Origin of the sequence: Yoonia sp., from assembly GCF_017854565.1 — a bacterium.
Classification (GTDB): Bacteria; Pseudomonadota; Alphaproteobacteria; order Rhodobacterales; family Rhodobacteraceae; genus Yoonia.
Genome location: NZ_JAFMHJ010000022.1, coordinates 36,930 through 55,241, shown reverse-complemented (window position 1 = coordinate 55,241; position 18,312 = coordinate 36,930). Strand labels below are relative to the sequence as shown.

Below are 18,312 nucleotides of genomic sequence, written 5' to 3'. Positions count from 1 at the left end.
AGTTTTAATCTTGCGACCGTACTCCCCAGGCGGAATGCTTAATCCGTTAGGTGTGACACCAAAGGGCAAGCCCCCTGACGTCTGGCATTCATCGTTTACGGCGTGGACTACCAGGGTATCTAATCCTGTTTGCTCCCCACGCTTTCGCACCTCAGCGTCAGTATCGAGCCAGTGAGCCGCCTTCGCCACTGGTGTTCCTCCGAATATCTACGAATTTCACCTCTACACTCGGAATTCCACTCACCTCTCTCGAACTCAAGACTACCAGTATGAGAGGCAGTTCCAGGGTTGAGCCCTGGGATTTCACCCCTCACTTAATAGTCCGCCTACGTGCGCTTTACGCCCAGTAATTCCGAACAACGCTAACCCCCTCCGTATTACCGCGGCTGCTGGCACGGAGTTAGCCGGGGTTTCTTTACCAGATACTGTCATTATCATCTCTGGCGAAAGAGCTTTACGACCCTAAGGCCTTCGTCACTCACGCGGCATGGCTAGATCAGGCTTGCGCCCATTGTCTAAGATTCCCCACTGCTGCCTCCCGTAGGAGTCTGGGCCGTGTCTCAGTCCCAGTGTTGCTGATCATCCTCTCAAACCAGCTATGGATCGTCGGCTTGGTAGGCCATTACCCCACCAACTACCTAATCCAACGCGGGCCAATCCTTCACCGATAAATCTTTCCCCCGAAGGGCGTATACGGTATTACTCTCAGTTTCCCGAGGCTATTCCGTAGAAAAGGGTATGTTCCCACGCGTTACTAACCCGTCCGCCGCTCGCCCCGAAGGGTGCGCTCGACTTGCATGTGTTAGGCCTGCCGCCAGCGTTCGTTCTGAGCCAGGATCAAACTCTCAAGTTGAAACGTCTTGCGACGTGTCCTTGACGTTCGAACCTCTGCACATCGTTCCATGATGCTCCGGCTAGGAAACACCATAAAACAGTCTTTCTGTTTGTTGTGCTTCAGGTTTCAAAAGAAACCGAAAGCCGTCCAAACAGTGAAGCTGACACTAGATCATCGGGCCAAAACCCTACTAGCGCGATATACAGACGTTGATCCATCGAATGAACCAAACCGCCCACATATCTCTTCAGTAACCAGCAATGTCAAAGAGCGCGAGGCAATACAAATCCGAGATGCGCCGTAACTTGTGGCGCGCCCCGCCTGCATTCCCTCGATTTTATTCTCCGCCTCAAAGCCGCCGCGTCTCCACCGCAACCCCTTGGCGCCCCGGATGCAGCATCTCTGCGCCTCCGGTGACGGCGTATCTACGAGCACCGAACCAGACCCGCAAGTGCTTTTTTCCAGAAAGATGAGATTTTTTGCGCCAGGGGCGTTTTTTCTCATATTTTCATGGTGTTGCGCATGACGACATTCGGTCCGGCAGGGCACTTGGCAGGGCGATGGGCATATCGGACCGGCGCTGAAAACCGGTGCATCTTACCCAGATACCCCAGATATTGGGTTATCCCCAGAACTGTCCCCAGATGTGGAATCTGCGCTGCGTGAATTGCGACCGAGTCGGGTGGTTCAACGCCTGCCAAAGCCCAAGGCAGGCCAGAATCGGATCGCCAACAGCCCCACGATGATTCCCAGATAGATCAGTGGTTCGATCTGAAAGCCCTTCGCCAGCCACACAAAGTGCAACGCCCCCAGCACCGCCGCCGGGTAAACGAGCTTGTGCAGTTTGCGCCATGCCGCCCCCCCCAATTTACGGACGGACCAGTTGTTCGACGTCAGCCCAAGTGGGATCAGCATCAAGAACCCCGCCATCCCGATGGTCACATATGGGCGTTTCAGGATATCGGCCCAGATTGCCGATGCCGTCTGTACGTCCAGAACGGCCCAGACAAGGAAATGCGCCAAAAGAAAGAAGAAGGTCAGCACACCGATCGCGCGCCGGAACTTCATCAGATTGATGCCCAGCAACTTGCGCAGCGGCGTGACCGCCAATCCGGCCACCAGAAGTTGCAGCGACAACTGTCCATACCTGTGTTCCAGCGCCTCGATCGGCTCCACCCCCAGACCGCCTGTCGCCGCCAGCCAGAACAGCCAGCCACCCCATGCGGCCCCGATGACGTAGAGAGGCCACACCGGCACACGGCGCAGCGCCCCGTTCAGAGGCGCCACCCATGTCTGCCCGTCGCCGCGAATGGATGAGGTATCGGTCATCGGATCAGTGGAACTCGTTCAGGTCCATGCCCGCGTACAAGCTGGCGACCTCGTCCTCATAGCCGTTGAACATCAACGTCGGGATCCGTGACGCAAACAACCCGCCGCCGATCCGCCGTTCTTCGGCCTGGCTCCAGCGTGGGTGGTCTCGGTTCGGGTTCACATTGGAATAGAACCCGTATTCCTGGGTCGAATATGTGTTCCATGCCGTCCGCGGCTGTTCATCGGTCAAGGTGATGCGCACGATCGACTTGATTGATTTGTAGCCATACTTCCACGGCACCACCAAACGGATCGGCGCGCCGTTCTGGTTTGGCATTGCCTCTCCATAGATGCCCGTCGCCAAGATCGTCAGGGGATGCATCGCCTCGTCCAGACGCAAACCTTCGCGGTAGGGCCAATCGATAATGGGATAGGCAAGCCCCGGCATCTCTTCGGGGCGCATGGCGGTTTCGAACGCGACGTATTGCGCACCCTCCTGCACGCCAACACGATTAAGCAGGTCGGCCAACTCGAAACCGTTCCACGGCACCACCATCGACCACCGCTCGACACAGCGCAGGCGATAGATGCGTTCTTCGACGGTCATGCCCTCCATGATCTGGTCAAAGGAATAGGTGCCGGGGTTGTCGACCATGCCATCAATCACGATCTCCCAAGGCGCGGTCGTCAGCGCACGGGCATAGCGCGCCGGATCGTCCTTGCCGGTGCCGAATTCATAGAAGTTGTTATAGGTCGTGATCTCTTCGAGCGAATTGAGCGTCAAATCCCACGCCCCGCCGGTTTGCGCGACGGCCTGCGCGTGCGCCGCCCCCCCGATCAGGCCGGCACCCAACATCGCGCCGCTGCCCATCATGATCTGGCGACGGTTCAGATAGACCTCCCTCGGGGTCACGTCGTCCCGGGTCAGATCGGAATTATAGCGGTATGCCATGCGGGTCTCCTTGGTTTGCTTGACTGCAACCTGCCCCAAGACATGGGCGTTTCCCAAGGGATGACATCACTTCTCACGAAAATTTCAGGATCACGTCATCATCGCGTGTGCCGCATGACGGCCTTCACGGCGCCCGATCCGAGACGGATCGGGCGCCGCCCCGTGCCGCGTCAGTTGCCGCAATAGGCGATGGGCCAGCCGCTTGGCACAACGCACATCGCGCGCCAATGTGTGACGTCATCATTGCGCGCATAGATCATCGCATAGCCACGCTGTGGTTGCGGATACATCGTCAGCGCCCCGCCACCCGGCGCGAACGACACCAGCCCCCCACCCGATGCGCGCGCGATATACCGTTCGCCCGGAACCAGAACCACGGTTTCCGACTGGATGTTCCAGATCGGCGACTGTGGCCCCGACCCGTCGGTCAACCCGTGATAGATCGTATAGGTGCCGGCCTCGAACGCCATGCCGCCGGTGACCAGCAAGCCCAGTACCCCGCCGGGCTGCGTTGCATAATGACGTTGGTCGTTGGTGATCCGCGTCCACGGCGCATAGGTGTCGGGCGATCCGCCCGCACCGGTGTTGCCACCTTGCTGGCTGCCGCCGCCAATTAGCGCCGCAGGGTTGCTGCAATCGTTCGCATCCGTGCCCGGCGCACAGGCCGTCGTCATGTGCCCCGGAACCGTCGGGTCGTCGCATTCCCCGTCATTGGCCCAGATACAACTGTTCGGACCACCGGCAGCACCGCCCGACCCGCCCGAGCCGCCGCCAATTAGCGCCGCAGGGTTGCTGCAATCGTTCGCATCCGTGCCCGGCGCACAGGCCGTCGTCATGTGCCCCGGAACCGTCGGGTCGTCGCATTCCCCGTCATTGGCCCAGATACAACTGTTGTCGCCCAGCTGCGCCATCGCGGGGGTGCCGAACCCCGCCACCACGGCCAGCCCCAAGCCAACCAACATCATTGAAATCCATTGCTGTCGCATCACGCACCCTCCTTTGCCCTGTCGTGCGGGGGCGATGAATCGCGCCCCATGGCAAGGATAAGGCATCGCGCACTGCGGCCCTCTGACGACCATCAGACGCCGCGCGCGAAATGGCGTCGATCAGCTTGGAAACATCTCGTTCATGGGTTTGCTGGTGCCATCGGGCTGCACCAGCCGCACATGCCTGCGCCGCAACAACCGTGGTTCCGACACGCCGACGGAATGGGCAATCGTCTCAACTTCTTTGACAATTCCCTTGCCATACGCCGCCACGCGCCTGTCCTTGTCCTCCACCACCAGCCCCTTCTGAAACCGCGGGTCGTGCGTGGTGATGCCGGTCGGGCAGGTGTTCTTGTTGCATTTGAGCGCCTGAATGCAGCCAAGGCTGAACATGAAGCCCCGCGCGGATGTTACAAAATCGGCCCCAGCCGCCAGCGCCCAAGCCACATCGCCGGGGTTTACCAGCTTGCCGCTGGCCACCAGCCTGATGCGTTCCTTCAGCCCGGCGCGGTTGCGCAGGTCCGTCAACAGCGGCAGCGCCTCACGGATCGACATGCCCACCAGATCCATCAGCGGCATGGGCGCGGCCCCGGTGCCGCCTTCGCCTCCATCAAGCGTGATGAAATCAGGCGCGCTTTCGATCCCCCGCCTGATGATGGCATCAAACAGGTCGCGAAACGGGTCCAGCCCGCCCATGACCGTCTTGATGCCCGTTGGCTTTCCCGTCACGGCGCGGACATGGGCGATCATGTCCAACAACTCGTCCGTATTGCTCACCTCCCGGTGACGGTTGGGCGAGATGCTGTCCTCTCCCACCTTGATCCCCCGGATCTTTGCAATCTCGGGCGTGATCTTGGCACCGGGCAGGATGCCGCCCTTTCCGGGTTTCGCCCCCTGCGCCAGCTTGATCTCGAACATCTTGACCTGCGGGTGCTCGGCGATGGCGCACAGCTTGGCGTCATCCAGATGGCCCTGCGCATCCCGCACCCCATACTTGGCCGTTCCAATCTGAAACACGATGTCGGCCCCGCCTTCCAGATGATAGGGCGACAGGCCACCTTCGCCGGTGTTCATCCACATTCCGGCCTTCGCTGCCCCCCTGCTCAGCGCCAGAACCGCAGGCCGGGATATCGCGCCATAACTCATGCCGGAAATGTTGAAAAAAGAGGTCGCATTATAAGGTGTCACAGCCTGCGGCCCGATCACCATCGGTGTGGACTTGGCAAACTGGTCATCCAGCGGCGGAAAGGGGGCGGGCGTGAACAAGGGTGTCCCCACCACACTTATATTGCGCGTCGATCCGAAGGCGCGGGTATTGTCCTGCCCGTCTCCCGCATGCATGACCCAATCGCGTTGCGCCCGGTTGAACGGCAGCTCCTCCCGATCCATTGCAAAGAAGTACTGCCGAAAGAATTCGCCAAGCGCCGAGAAAAGCCCCCGGAACCGCCCGATGACAGGATAGTTCCGGCGGATCGCGTCGGCGGTCTGCACCCTGTCGATGATCCCGATAATCACCAGCGCCAACACCGCGCACCCGATCACCAGCCAGAATGCCAGCGCAAGCGCCTCGAAATAGGGGGTCATTGTCATGCGTCTTGTCCTTTTATGATCGCCGCATCATCGCCAATGCGGCCCCCAAGTCCAGTGACGGTTGAAACAGTCGATAACGCCCGGTCACATGATTTCACGGCAAATTGACTGGAACGGAAAAAACCGTGCGGCTTAGGCGGAAAACGCGCTCGGTCAAGGGCACCAGCGCCATTCTGCCGATCTTGAAACACCACGACCCCACGTCATTTGCCTGATCGACGGGGCGCTCACTGCCTCGATCGCATCACACCTAGGAGTTTTGTCCATGATGATCCGTCGTACGCTTCTCGCACTTGCAGCATCCACCGCTCTCGCCGCTCCCGCCTTCGCCGATGCCCACTCCATGAACATCGTCGACACCGCCGTTGCTGCCGGCAACTTCACCACCCTTGCCGCCGCTCTGGAAGCCGCTGGCTTGGTCGAAACACTGACCGGCGAAGGCCCCTTCACCGTGTTCGCACCCACCGATGAAGCTTTCGCAGCCCTGCCCGAAGGCACTGTCGAGGCCTTGTTGGCTGACATTCCGACCCTGACGGCAATCCTGACCTACCACGTCGTTGCCGGGACCGTGATGTCCACCGACCTGACCGATGGCATGACCGCTACAACCGTCAACGGCGCGGACATCACCATCGGCACCGAAGGCGGCGTGACCGTGAATGACGCAAACGTCACCACCGCCGACATCGTGGCATCGAACGGCGTGATCCACGTCATCGACGCCGTCATCTTGCCGCCGATGTAAATAGACCATTACGGGCGGGGCAGACATGTCCCGCCCGTTTCTTTTTCATCACCACAAGAAACAGGAGGAACACACATGAACCGTCGCCAATTCTTTGCCGCCTCCGGGACCGCGGTTGCCGCGGCTGCCCTGTCGGCTCCAAGCATTTCCTATGGTCAGTCTGCAACAATCGTCGATCTGGCCGTCGCCACCCCCGACCTGTCGACGCTTGTCGCGGCCGTAACCGCCGCCGGGCTGGTCGAAACACTGTCCGCCCCCGGCACCTTCACCGTATTCGCGCCGACCAACGCGGCGTTCGATGCGCTGCCCCACGGCGTTCTTGACAGCTTGCTTGCGGATACCGCCGCGCTGACCAACGTCCTGACCTACCATGTATCGGGCAGCTATTATCCCGCCTCTGGCCTGCTGGGTCAGTTCGGGCGCGTCCCGACCGTGCAGGGCAGTTTCATCACCGTCGACGGGCGCGGGTCGGGCGTTGTCCTGAACCGCACCATCAACGTTACCACACCCGATGTGCTGGCCTCCAACGGCGTTGTGCACATCATCGACGGCGTTCTGCTCCCACACTGAGCTTAACTCAGGCCCGAATGGAAAACGCCCCCGGCTTCCCGGGGGCGTTGTCGTATCTAGTGGACCACCGCATCATCCGGCTTTGGTCTGTTGCTGGCAGCAACCCTGCCACCAACCAACAACCCATCCGGCCCGGCGCTGACCGAAAGCGTATCACCATCCTTGACGTCACCGGCCAGAATCAACTCGGCCAACTGGTTCTGCAGACTGTTCTGGATCACCCGCTTCAGCGGCCTTGCCCCAAACACCGGGTCATAGCCTTCGTCGGCCAGCCATGTCCGCGCAGCATCATCCAGCAACAACGCGATCTTGCGTTGTGCCAACCGCTTCTGCAGCAGCCCGATCTGAATATCCACGATCGCGTCCATGTTTTCACGGCTCAGCCGGTCGAACACGATCATGTCGTCCAGCCGGTTCAGGAACTCGGGCCGGAAATGGGCGCGCACGGCATCCATGACATTGCGCTTGGCGGTGGCCACATCGGCCCCATCCTCAAGCTGGCTCAAGGCCTGCGACCCAAGGTTTGACGTCAACACGATCAGCGTCTGCTTGAAATCGACCCGGTGTCCCTGCCCATCTGTCAGAATACCATCATCCAGCACCTGCAACAGGACGTTGAAGACCTCGGGGTGCGCCTTCTCGACCTCATCGAACAAGATCACCTGATAGGGCCTACGCCGCACCGCCTCGGTCAGCACGCCACCCTCATCATACCCGACATACCCCGGAGGCGCGCCGATCAACCGTGATACGGAATGCTTCTCCATGAACTCGCTCATGTCGATGCGCACCATCGCGCTATCGTCATCGAACAGGTATTCGGCCAATGCCTTGGTCAATTCGGTCTTGCCCACGCCGGTTGGCCCCAGAAACAGAAAGCTGCCAAGCGGGCGGTTTTCATCCTGCAACCCTGCCCGCGCTCGGCGCACGGCGTTCGACACCGCCGTAACGGCTGCGTGCTGGCCAATGACCCGGCGACCCAGCTCTTCTTCCATCCGCAGCAGCTTTTCCCGCTCGCCTTCCAGCATCTTGGACATCGGAATGCCGGTCCACCGTTCAACCACGGCGGCAATCTGTTCGGGTCGCACGGCTTCCTCGACCATCAGGTCATCTTCCGCCGCCTCTGCAACCGCCAGCTCCTTCTCAAGCTGCGGGATCACGCCATAGGAAAGCTCGCCGGCTTTCGCCAGATCGCCGTTTCGCTTGGCCTGCTCCAACTCCGCGCGGGCATGGTCCAGCTTTTCCTTCAGTCCGCGCGCACTTTCCAGCTTATCCCGTTCAGACTGCCATTGCGCGGTCATTTCGGATGAACGTTCCTGCAGGTCGCCCAGCTCTTTCTCGATCTTTACCAGACGGTCCTTGCTTGCGGCATCGTCCTCTTTCTTCAGGGCCTCCGCCTCGATCTGCATCTGCAAGATCTGTCGATCCAGCGCGTCCAGCTCCTCGGGCTTTGAATCGACCTCCATCCGCAACCGGCTGGCGGCCTCGTCCATCAGGTCAATCGCCTTGTCCGGCAGAAACCGGTCGGTGATATAGCGCGCCGAAAGGGTCGCCGCCGCCACCAAAGCCGCATCCGAGATGCGAACCCCGTGGTGCAACTCGTATTTTTCCTTGATGCCCCGCAAGATCGAGATGGTGTCTTCCACCGTTGGCTCATCCACCATCAGCGGTTGGAACCGGCGGGCCAACGCCGCATCCTTCTCCACATACTTGCGGTATTCATCCAGCGTCGTGGCCCCGATGCAGTGCAATTCCCCGCGCGCCAGCGCCGGCTTGATCAGGTTAGCCGCGTCCATCGCGCCGTCCCCCTTGCCCGCACCAACCAGCGTGTGCATCTCATCGATGAACAAGATGATGTCGCCCGCAGCGGCGGTAATTTCCGACAAGACGGCCTTCAGCCGCTCCTCGAATTCGCCGCGATACTTCGCCCCGGCAATCAACGCGCCCATATCCAGCGCCATCAGCGTCTTGTTGCGCAGGCTTTCGGGCACGTCACCGTTCACAATCCGCAGCGCCAGACCCTCCGCAATCGCGGTCTTGCCTACGCCCGGCTCACCAATCAGCACCGGGTTGTTCTTCGTCCGGCGGCTCAGCACCTGCATGGCGCGACGAATTTCCTCGTCACGACCGATGATCGGGTCGATCTTGCCCTCCCGCGCGGCCTCGGTCAGGTCGCGGGCATATTTGTTCAACGCCTCATAGCTATCTTCGGCGCCCGACGTATCCGCGGTGCGCCCCTTGCGCAGATCGTTGATTGCGGTGTTCAGCGCCTGCGCGTTGACGTTACCGGCCTCCAATGCCTCGCGGGCCTTGGATTTGACCATCGCCAGTGCCGTCAGAATGCGCTCGACAGGAACGAAACTGTCGCCCGCCTTCTGGGCAACCTTCTGTGCCTCATCCAGCACCTTGGCCGTCTGGCCATCCATATAGATCTGGCCAGCATCGCCCGTGACCTTGGGCATCTTAGCCAACGCCAACTCGACGCTTTCGCGCACCCGCGCGGCGTCGCCACCGGCGCGACCGATCAGGTTCGCGGCCATGCCCTGATCGTCATCCATCAGCGCCTTGAGCAGATGTTCGGGTGCCAGTTTCTGGTGATCTTCGCGCTGTGCGATTGTCTGCGCGGCCTGCAAGAACCCGCGCGCGCGGTCCGTGAACTTCTCCAAGTTCATGTGTCTTCTCCTTATCAAAGCGCCCGCCATCGCCACGCCCACATTCGGCACGCGGCATTTGCAAGCCTCATGTAATCAGATGGGAACGTCGTTGCGTTCCATCAAGTCTGCGCCAACCCAATCCGCGACCTGCCGACTTTTTTTCCGCGCCCAGTGGACAGGCCAACGCCCGCCTTCTAAGCAAGCCCCATATCGCAAGCCGGGGGAAAACAAATGACAGATGACCGCTTGATCGTGGCCCTCGACGTGCCTGACGCAGTGACCGGGCTGGACCTTGCCGAACGCATTGGCGATGCCGCGAGCTTTTACAAGATCGGCCTTGGCATGTTGACAGGCGGCGGGCTTGCCTTGGCCAACGAGCTCAAGCAAGACCACGGCAAGCGGATCTTTCTGGACATGAAACTGTTCGACATCGGCTCCACGGTCGAAGCGGCCGTGCGCGGGCTGTCGCGGTTCGACCTTGATTTCCTGACAGTGCACGGCGACCCCCACGTGGTGCGCGCCGCCGTTCAGGGCGCATCGGGCAGCAACCTGAAAATCCTCGCGATCACAATCCTCACATCGCTTGACCGCGCCGATCTTGACGCCTGTCTGATCCGCGATGGCGCGGTGCCTGATCTTGTGATTGACCGCGCGGGCCGCGCCTTTGACGCCGGGGCCCACGGCGTCGTCTCCTCGCCGCAAGAGGCCGCGGCCATCCGCGCCCTGCCCGAATCTTTTGAAAAACTGATCGTGACACCGGGCGTGCGTCCGGCAGGTGCCGCCTTTGGTGATCAAAAACGGGTGGCCACCCCTGCCAGCGCTATCGGCGGCGGGGCCGATCATATCGTCGTCGGTCGTCCGATTTGGCAGGCCGCCGACCCGCGCGCGGCAGCCCAAGCCGTTCTGGCCGAACTTCCCTGATGTCCGCGCGAGCCTGACTGCGGCGCGCCACGCCGCCACGCCCCCGTCAGGGGCATGGCGTCAATTGTCGTTGATATCGTGATCGAAGGTTTTGACCTGCCCGCGCCGCACGCCCAGCCATTGCCGCAATCCGCCCCACGCAATCAGGGACATCACTGCAAATACCAGCAGCATCATCGGCAACGACGCGCCCAGCCAAAGTGCCAGCGGCCCACCGACGAACAAGATGATCCCCACCAATCCAGCGCCAATCGCGAACCCCAACAGGACAAAGCTTGGCAACAGCACCTCGCCGATTGCCAATACCAACGCCGCTGCCCCCCAAAGCCACCATTGATCCCACATGATCAGCGCCCTTTCAGCATCTGGAATGCCTTTCCAAATGCATCCACGGCATCCGCTGGCACGATGATCGTCTGCGTCCCCGCACCCTGCGCGACCTTGCCAATCGCCTTCACCTGCTCCAACGCAATGTTGTATTGCACGGCTTCCAGCCCGCCCTTGGCGATCGCCTCGGCCACCACTCCGGTCGCATATGCCTCGGCGTCCGCCTCGATTCGGCGCGCTTCAGCCTCCTGCTTGGCGGCATAAAGCTCACCATCCGCCTGCAGTTCCACCGCCCGCTTCTGCCCTTCTGCGCGTGTCACGGCCGCGCGGCGTTCCCGCTCGGCGTTCAACTGCTGCAGCATTGCGTCCCGCGTGGCTTGGTCCAGATTCACATCCAGCAACTCTGCCCGTGTCACCTCGATGCCCCAGTCGTCGACCGCACTTTCGACCATCGTCTTGATTTCGGCGATCAACTGGTTGCGGTTCGATTGCACCTCGTCCAGATCCATCTTGCCAATTTCGGCCCGCACGATGCCCGCGACAGTCGTCGCAATGGCGCCGTCAACATCGCGGATCCGGTAAACCGTCCGCTCCGGCTGCAAGATGCGGTAGAACACGCTGGTATCGATCTTGACCAGAACGTTGTCCTTGGTGATGGCGTCTTGTTCCGCATTGGGCAATTGCCGCTCCAGAATAGACACACGATGCGCGATCCGGTCCAGAAACGGCACGATGAAGTTGATGCCCGGCCCCAGCACCGACTTCAGCCGCCCGAACCGCTCCACCACATGCTGCTCGCTCTGCGGCACGATGCGGATCGACATGTAGATGCACAGAATGATGAAAAGCGCCAACAACAGCACCACAAGGTTGCCGCCGACGATATCGGCAATCAGCTGTTCCAAATCCATGAAAGAATCCTCATTTTTCATGGCTGGAATATGAGGAGTTTTCGCCCATGCGCAAACCCTTTGGCGCACGACGGCGTTGATGCGTTGCAGCATGGCACCGCATCTCCGTCGCCCGCGCCCCCGAACCACACGGCACCGTCACCCGATTTTCAAATCGCCCGCTTTCAGCCTGCGCCGTTCGGCCGTATCGTTCCTTCATCATGCCCGCCCTTTGCCGCGATTGCCTGCACATGTTCGACACCGGTCGCCGCTGCCCCGCGTGCGGCAGGCCCCGGATCATGTCGCACCCCGAACTCTGGGATCTTTCCATCGCCCATATGGATTGCGATGCTTTCTACGCGTCTGTCGAAAAACGCGATAACCCCGACCTGCGCGACAAGCCCGTGATCATCGGCGGTGGGCGGCGCGGCGTGGTCTCCACCGCCTGCTATATCGCGCGCATCAAGGGCGTGCGGTCCGCCATGCCGATGTTTCAGGCGCTTAAGCTCTGCCCCGAAGCAGTGGTCGTGCGTGGCCGCATGGATGTCTATGCCGATGTCAGCCGTCAGATCCGCGCCATGATGGAGGATCTGACCCCGGCAATCGAGCCGTTGTCGCTGGATGAGGCGTTTCTGGATCTGTCCGGCACCGCACGGTTGCATGGAAAACCCCCCGCAGCGCTGATGGCCGGCCTTGTAAAGCGCATGCAGTCCGAACTTGGCATCACTGGCTCGGTCGGCCTCAGCCACAACAAGTTCCTCGCCAAACTCGCTTCAGACCTCGACAAACCCCGCGGTTTTTCGGTGATCGGCAAGGCTGAAACCGTCGATTTCCTCACCGACAAACCCGTGCGCATGATCTGGGGTATCGGTCCGGCGGCACAGGCCAGCCTCGACAAGGTCGGCATCCGCACCTTCGCCGATCTGCGCCGGTGGGATGAAAAATCCCTGATAACGCGATTTGGCCAAACCGGTCTGCGCCTGCACCAATTGGCGCGCGGCGAAGATGCCCGCCGCGTCAAACGCGACCGGGCCGTCAAAAGCATCTCGAACGAAACCACGTTTTCCGACGATATCGGCAATCCCGATATCCTCGACGGCCATATCTGGCGCTTGTCCGAAAAGGTCGCTGACCGGGCCAAGGCGCGAAATCTGGCCGGGCGCGTCGTCACCCTCAAACTCAAGCGCGCGGATTTCTCCGCGATCACCCGCCGCACCAGCCTGTCAGACGGCACACAGATGGCCGATAGCCTGTATCGCATCGCCCGCGCGCTCTTTGATCAGGTCGATCACCGCCTGCCCTATCGCCTGCTTGGTGTGGGTCTGTCCGACCTCATCCCTGCCGCGCTCGCGGATCGATCGGGCGACCTGCTCGACCCTGCGCAATCCAAACGCCTTGCCGCCGAACGCGCCGCCGATGCCATCCGCACCCGTTTTGGCGCCGATGCCATCCGCAAGGGGCGCGCCCTGCGATAGCGCCGCGCCGGTGGCATGCCGCCCCCACCAAACCCACAATCGTATGGGCTTCGGGCCTTGCCGCCGCGCCGTGCTACTCCGCCGCCAACGGCATCTGCCCCGACCGCGAGGCGATCACCTGCCCCAGAACGGCGGTGATAATCGCTTTAACGTCTTGGAAATTCGCATTGGGCCTGACTTGCCGCTCGTTCATGTAAAGCGCGCGATCAATCTCGATCTGCACCGCATGCTGGCACCGCGCAGGCCGGCCATAGGTCTGTGTCACATAGGCACCCGCAAACGGCGCATTGCGGCTGACCACAAGACCTGCGGCGCCAAAGGCGGCCTCCAGCTCCTCGACCAGTTCCGTGCTTGCCGACGCACCGAACCTGTCACCCAACACCACCTCGGGCCGCCGCTGCCCCGGCCGTGCAACGTTTTCCAGCGCTTCATGCGGCATGGAATGGAAATCAAGCAGCACCGCTTCCCCGAATCGGACATGCGCCTCCTGCATCAGGCCGCGCAGGCAGGCGTGATAGGGGCGCCACACCTCTTCGATCCGCGTTTCCGCCTCATCCAGCGTCAGCTTGCCGCGATAGATCATGCGGCCATTCGCAACGACGCGCGGGATCACGCCCAGCCCGCTGCTGATCCGCGGATTCTGTACCGTGCGCGTCACACCATCCACCACCGCCGGGTCCATTTCCTCGGCGGCACGGTTGAGGTCCACGTAGGCGCGGGGAAACTCGGCAGCCAGCATCGGCGCACCCAGCATCGGCGCCTCGCTCACCAGCATATCCATGAACGCATCTTCCGATGATCTGATCGTGCGTTCGTCCAGAACGGTCCGGCGCGTGAACGCCCAAGGATAGTGACGCCCCGAATGCGGCGAGGCCACAACCACGGGGGTGCTGATCTCACTGGGCAACTCCAACCGGTAGGGCGTTCGCATCAAGGTGGTTTCCAATCCCGTTCGCATAAAGATATAGCCGGTTTTCTCTGGTTGCCAAAAGCCCTTGAACCCCTGATCGACTCCTTTTATAGACCAGCCTCACCCGGGCCTATGCCGCCCATCGGGCCAACGGCCTTGTGTATCGGCAAAATCCAGGTGTATCGGGCGATTAGCTCAGCGGTAGAGCACTTCGTTGACATCGAAGGGGTCACAAGTTCGAACCTTGTATCGCCCACCATTCCGGCCTTGTCCGCAAGGCCACCAACCCAAGGCGCATCGCCGCGCCGCGACGAAGGAGATAGGCCATGAAGGTCAAGAACTCACTCCGCTCGCTCAAAGCGCGCCACCGCGATTGCCGCGTCGTGCGCCGCAAGGGCCGCGTCTATGTGATCAACAAGACGCAGCGCCGGTTCAAAGCCCGTCAGGGCTGAACGCTGGTTGAGAGCGAAAAAGGCCGCCCTCAGGGGCGGCTTTTTTGTATCTGAAGGTTTGGGCGCGTGCCCGTTCATCGCCGCCAACTCCGGCCGCAAGTCCGCGCACCGATCATCCCGTGCCGCAGTCGGCCAGATTTCAATCGTAGACGCGTTGGTCGTCGATCACCTTGCCATCATTGGGTAGGCTGCCCGGCGCCACGATCTCGATATTGCCTTTCAGCTTCAGGCTTTCGGCCGCACTGGCGGCATAGGCCGCCGCGTCGCCACCAGCCGCCTCCACTTGCACCGTCATCGCGTCCATCTCACCGTCACGCGTGACGATCACACGGGCGCGAGCAACTTCCGGGTGCTTGGCCACGAAATCCGCCACCTGTTCGGGGCGCACGAACATGCCCTTGATCTTGGTGGTCTGGTCGGCACGCCCCATCCATCCCTTGATGCGCATGTTGGTCCTCCCGCAGGGGCTCTGCCCCGGCAGCATCGCCGAAAGATCGCCGGTGGCGAACCGTATCAACGGGTAATCGGGGTTCAACGTCGTCACCAGAACCTCGCCCACCTCGCCCACCGCGACCGGGTCGCCGGTGCCGGGGCGCACGATCTCCACGATCACGCCCTCGTCGATGATCATCCCCTCCATCGCGGGGGACTCGTACGCAATATTGCCCAGATCGGCAGTGGCATAGCACTGCAGGCACGCAATGCCACGCTCCGCGTATTCCGCCCGCAGGCTGGGAAACAACGCGCCGCCACCGACGGCCGCCTTGGTAATGCGCAGCTGCACACCCATCTCGCGGGCCTTGTCCAGAATCACCTTCAGATAATCCGGCGTCCCCGCATACCCGGTCGACCCCACATCCCTTGCCGCCCGAACCTGCAATTCGGTCTGCCCCACGCCCGCAGGCAAAACCGTTGCGCCCACAGCCCGCGCACCGGACTCGAAAATCATGCCCGCAGGCGTCAGGTGATATCCGAAACAGTTCTGCACCACATCGCCGGGGCCAAACCCCGCAGCATGCAAGAACCGCCCCATCCGCCACCAGTCATGGGTAACGCCACCCGGCTCGTAGATCGGGCCGGGGCTTTGAAACACATGCGCCACGTTCTGCACGGGAATGCCGCCAAACGGCGGTGCCGCGGCCTGCCATTCACCCAGCTGCGATTTCCGCAACACCGGCAGCCGCGCCAGATCGGCCAGATCCCCGATCGCGGCGATGCCGGGCAGGCAGGTATCGGGTGCCGCCATCACGCGCGCAATCTGCGCCTGCAAACCCGCCAACTGCTCCGCCGCCCGCTGATCCGCGCTGCGTGTCTCCAGATCGTCAAAATGGATCATCATCGCATCTTTCATCAGCTCAACCACCGCTTGCGACGACGATAAGACCGGACCTCGCGGAACGATTTGCGCCCGTCGTCGGACATGCCCAGATAGAATTCCTTCACATCCGGATTTTCCCGCAGCTCCGCCGCCGGGCCTTCCATGACGACCCGCCCGCTCTCCAGAATATACCCCTGATGTGCAAAGCGCAGCGCCACGTTGGTGTTCTGTTCCGCCAGCAAGAAGCTCACGCCTTCCTTCTCGTTCAGGTCCTTCACGATCCCGAAAATCTCCTCCACCAACTGCGGGGCCAACCCCATGCTCGGCTCATCCAGCAAGATCGTCTCGGGCTTGGACATCAACGCCCGGCCAATCGCCGTCATCTGCTGTTCACCGCCACTGGTATATCCCGCCTGGCTTTTGCGGCGCTCCCTCAGACGCGGGAAATAGGCATAGACCTTCTCAAGGTCCGCCTCGATCGCGCTGCGACCGTCTTTTCTTGTGTAAGATCCGGTCAGCAGGTTTTCCTCGACGGTCAGATGCTCAAAGCAATGCCGCCCCTCCATCACCTGAATGACGCCCCGCTCCACCAGATCCGATGGGCTCAAATCCTGCACCCGCTCGCCACGGTAATGAATGGTGCCCTTGGTCACCTCCCCGCGCTCCGAATGCAGCAGGTTCGAAATCGCCTTCAGGGTCGTGGTCTTCCCCGCGCCATTGCCACCCAGCAGCGCGGTAATGCCGCCCTTTGGCACCGACAGGCTCACGCCCTTCAAAACAAGGATCACATGATTGTAGATCACCTCGATATTGTTGACCTCCAACAGCGTCTCGGTCGCACGTGCGGCGCCTGCGCTTTCGGTCTTCGTCGGCTGATCCAGCATCCCCGGTCTCCCGTTCACATCTCGTTAAGGTTAACGTGCCCCGGCGCCTGTTTTCGGGCCGCCCCACATTCCCCCAGATCAAGCCCGGCGCGCAGCGGTCCCCGCACAATCCCGGCCCTGACTTTTTCTTGGCAAAAATACTCGATAAAGGTTCCGGCGGCGGCACGCGTGCCGCCGCCGGAAAGATCGCATCAGCTTGGGTTACATTGGCTGCCGATGTTGTTTTCAGCAGCATACTGTGCCGAATCTTCCATGATCAGCGGTGTGGTCACGCTGTCGTCGGGTGCGATGAAATCGGTCAGGGTCACCCATTCGGCGGCCTCCGCGTTCCACTGCTGCATACGCGCCATGCCGGTGCCGCCGTGGTCTTCGCACGAGACGGCGAACTCCGGCCCGATCCCCGGCATGCCCAACGCATCCATCCGCGCATTGGTCATGTTCAGCGCTTCCATCCCGTCCCGCATCATTGCGGCGTCAATCTGCGCCACGCCGTGGATTTCCTGCGCGGTGCGGGCAGCTTCTGCGGCCAGCATCGCGGCATACATGCCACGGGTATACAGAACCGACCCCAGGTTGCTGCCGTCGCCGGCGGCCAAACCCGCGTCAATCACAAGGGTCTGGATCTCGTCGAACACAGGCAAGTCACCCAGAACGTTCATGTTCAGCGCCCGGTATCCGTTCGCGTCCATGCCTGCGGGGGTCACGTCATGCTCGGCCCCGGCCCACCAGTTACCGATGAAATTCTCCATCGGGAAACGGATGTTGGCGGCTTCCTGGACGGCGACCTGGTTCATCACGCCCCAGCCCCACATGATCACGTAATCGGGCTGACTACGGCGGATCTGCAACCACTGGTTTCCCTGTTCCTGACCGGGGTGGTCGACCGCAAGCTGTTCCAGGTTGAAGCCATGCATTTCCGCCAGCGTTTCCAGCGTGCGGATCGGCTCTCGGCCATAGGCGGAGTTATGATAAAGTAGCGTGATATCGCGCCCCTCAAGGCTGCCGTCGTTTTCCTCCAACAGGTAATTGATGATCACCGACGCCGCGTCCCAGTAGTTCGCGGGGTAGTTGAACACATGGCTGAACACGTCGCCGTTCGCGGCGGATGTGCGGCCATAACCCATCGTGTGCAGAGGGATGCCATCGGCCGTCGCGCGCGGGATCAACTGATAGGTGATGCCGGTCGACAGCGGCTGATAGACCAACGCGCCTTCGCCCTTCGTGCTCTCGTAGCACTCCACCCCACGCTCGGTGTCATAGGCGGTTTCGCACTCGATCACGCGGGTCATCACACCGCCGATGCCGCCATCACGCTGGTTCAAAAGCGTAAAATAATCCTGATACCCGTCCGAAAACGGGATGCCGCCGGCGGCATAGGCGCCGGTCCTGTATGACAGGTCGGGGAACACAAGGTCCGCCAAGGCGGGGCTTGCGGCCATCAAGCTGGCGGTTGCCACGGTCAAAAGTCTCTTCATCGGGGATCCTCCCTTTA

Annotated in this window: 16 protein-coding genes, 1 tRNA gene and 1 rRNA gene; 6 read left to right on the top strand and 12 right to left on the bottom strand. The window is 61.4% G+C overall.

From position 1 onward, the window contains the following. The 5 genes from QZ196_RS10505 to QZ196_RS10485 form a co-directional block, all read right to left on the bottom strand. A 16S ribosomal RNA gene (locus QZ196_RS10505) occupies positions 1 to 853 on the bottom strand; the annotation flags it as partial. 669 nt (positions 854 to 1,522) lie between these two features. Then, the gene (gene msrQ, locus QZ196_RS10500; RefSeq protein ID WP_296426177.1) at positions 1,523 to 2,164 is read right to left on the bottom strand and encodes a protein-methionine-sulfoxide reductase heme-binding subunit MsrQ; all 642 of its coding nucleotides are present in this window, start codon (positions 2,162 to 2,164) and stop codon (positions 1,523 to 1,525) included. Between the two features lie 4 nt (positions 2,165 to 2,168). Then, positions 2,169 to 3,098: a protein-methionine-sulfoxide reductase catalytic subunit MsrP gene (gene msrP / locus QZ196_RS10495; protein WP_296426174.1), complete on the bottom strand. Its 930-nt coding sequence runs from the start codon at positions 3,096 to 3,098 to the stop codon at positions 2,169 to 2,171. Between the two features lie 170 nt (positions 3,099 to 3,268). Further along, positions 3,269 to 4,084, bottom strand: coding sequence for a hypothetical protein (locus tag QZ196_RS10490; protein ID WP_296426172.1), 816 nt, complete (start codon positions 4,082 to 4,084; stop codon positions 3,269 to 3,271). Between the two features lie 120 nt (positions 4,085 to 4,204). Then, positions 4,205 to 5,674: an FMN-binding glutamate synthase family protein gene (locus QZ196_RS10485; protein WP_296426170.1), complete on the bottom strand. Its 1,470-nt coding sequence runs from the start codon at positions 5,672 to 5,674 to the stop codon at positions 4,205 to 4,207. Between the two features lie 268 nt (positions 5,675 to 5,942). On the opposite strand from QZ196_RS10485, the gene QZ196_RS10480 reads away from it, so the two are divergent. Together QZ196_RS10480 and QZ196_RS10475 are read left to right on the top strand one after the other, a co-directional pair. Then, on the top strand, positions 5,943 to 6,419 hold the full coding sequence (locus QZ196_RS10480; protein WP_296426184.1) for a fasciclin domain-containing protein: 477 nt from the start codon (positions 5,943 to 5,945) through the stop codon (positions 6,417 to 6,419). A 75-nt stretch (positions 6,420 to 6,494) separates the two neighbouring features. Continuing rightward, entirely contained in the window at positions 6,495 to 6,989 is a 495-nt protein-coding gene (locus QZ196_RS10475) for a fasciclin domain-containing protein (protein WP_296426169.1), read from the top strand. A gap of 56 nt (positions 6,990 to 7,045) precedes the next feature. On the opposite strand, the gene clpB is transcribed toward QZ196_RS10475, so the two are convergent. Continuing rightward, positions 7,046 to 9,661, bottom strand: a complete 2,616-nt coding sequence (gene clpB, locus QZ196_RS10470; protein WP_296426167.1) for an ATP-dependent chaperone ClpB — start codon at positions 9,659 to 9,661, stop codon at positions 7,046 to 7,048. A gap of 213 nt (positions 9,662 to 9,874) precedes the next feature. On the opposite strand from clpB, the gene pyrF reads away from it, so the two are divergent. Beyond that, positions 9,875 to 10,564: an orotidine-5'-phosphate decarboxylase gene (gene pyrF / locus QZ196_RS10465; RefSeq protein ID WP_296426166.1), complete on the top strand. Its 690-nt coding sequence runs from the start codon at positions 9,875 to 9,877 to the stop codon at positions 10,562 to 10,564. Positions 10,565 to 10,624: 60 nt separating this feature from the next. Here pyrF and QZ196_RS10460 read toward each other — a convergent pair whose 3' ends face one another. Beyond that, a complete protein-coding gene (locus tag QZ196_RS10460) occupies positions 10,625 to 10,909 on the bottom strand; it encodes a hypothetical protein (protein ID WP_296426165.1) in 285 nt (94 codons plus the stop codon). Between the two features lie 2 nt (positions 10,910 to 10,911). Next, positions 10,912 to 11,802 (bottom strand): SPFH domain-containing protein, encoded by an 891-nt coding sequence (locus QZ196_RS10455; RefSeq protein ID WP_296426163.1) that lies wholly within the window; start codon positions 11,800 to 11,802, stop codon positions 10,912 to 10,914. A gap of 200 nt (positions 11,803 to 12,002) precedes the next feature. Between QZ196_RS10455 and QZ196_RS10450 the strand changes: the two genes are divergently transcribed. Continuing rightward, a complete protein-coding gene (locus tag QZ196_RS10450; protein ID WP_296426162.1) occupies positions 12,003 to 13,256 on the top strand; it encodes a DNA polymerase IV in 1,254 nt (417 codons plus the stop codon). A gap of 73 nt (positions 13,257 to 13,329) precedes the next feature. Here the strand turns inward: QZ196_RS10450 and QZ196_RS10445 are convergent, their stop codons facing one another. Beyond that, positions 13,330 to 14,187 (bottom strand): N-formylglutamate amidohydrolase, encoded by an 858-nt coding sequence (locus QZ196_RS10445; protein ID WP_296426161.1) that lies wholly within the window; start codon positions 14,185 to 14,187, stop codon positions 13,330 to 13,332. Between the two features lie 163 nt (positions 14,188 to 14,350). Between QZ196_RS10445 and QZ196_RS10440 the strand changes: the two genes are divergently transcribed. Together QZ196_RS10440 and ykgO are read left to right on the top strand one after the other, a co-directional pair. Further along, a tRNA-Val gene (locus QZ196_RS10440) sits at positions 14,351 to 14,425 on the top strand. A gap of 67 nt (positions 14,426 to 14,492) precedes the next feature. Continuing rightward, positions 14,493 to 14,618, top strand: coding sequence for a type B 50S ribosomal protein L36 (gene ykgO / locus QZ196_RS10435; RefSeq protein ID WP_072746485.1), 126 nt, complete (start codon positions 14,493 to 14,495; stop codon positions 14,616 to 14,618). A gap of 139 nt (positions 14,619 to 14,757) precedes the next feature. On the opposite strand, the gene QZ196_RS10430 is transcribed toward ykgO, so the two are convergent. The 3 genes from QZ196_RS10430 to QZ196_RS10420 all read right to left on the bottom strand — a co-directional run bounded on the left by QZ196_RS10430 (position 14,758) and on the right by QZ196_RS10420 (position 18,295). Next, on the bottom strand, positions 14,758 to 15,954 hold the full coding sequence (locus tag QZ196_RS10430; protein ID WP_296426181.1) for a phenylacetate--CoA ligase family protein: 1,197 nt from the start codon (positions 15,952 to 15,954) through the stop codon (positions 14,758 to 14,760). Between the two features lie 14 nt (positions 15,955 to 15,968). Further along, positions 15,969 to 16,820 (bottom strand): ABC transporter ATP-binding protein, encoded by an 852-nt coding sequence (locus QZ196_RS10425; RefSeq protein ID WP_296426151.1) that lies wholly within the window; start codon positions 16,818 to 16,820, stop codon positions 15,969 to 15,971. Positions 16,821 to 17,011: 191 nt separating this feature from the next. Further along, positions 17,012 to 18,295: an ABC transporter substrate-binding protein gene (locus QZ196_RS10420; protein WP_296426150.1), complete on the bottom strand. Its 1,284-nt coding sequence runs from the start codon at positions 18,293 to 18,295 to the stop codon at positions 17,012 to 17,014. Positions 18,296 to 18,312: the final 17 nt, after the last annotated feature.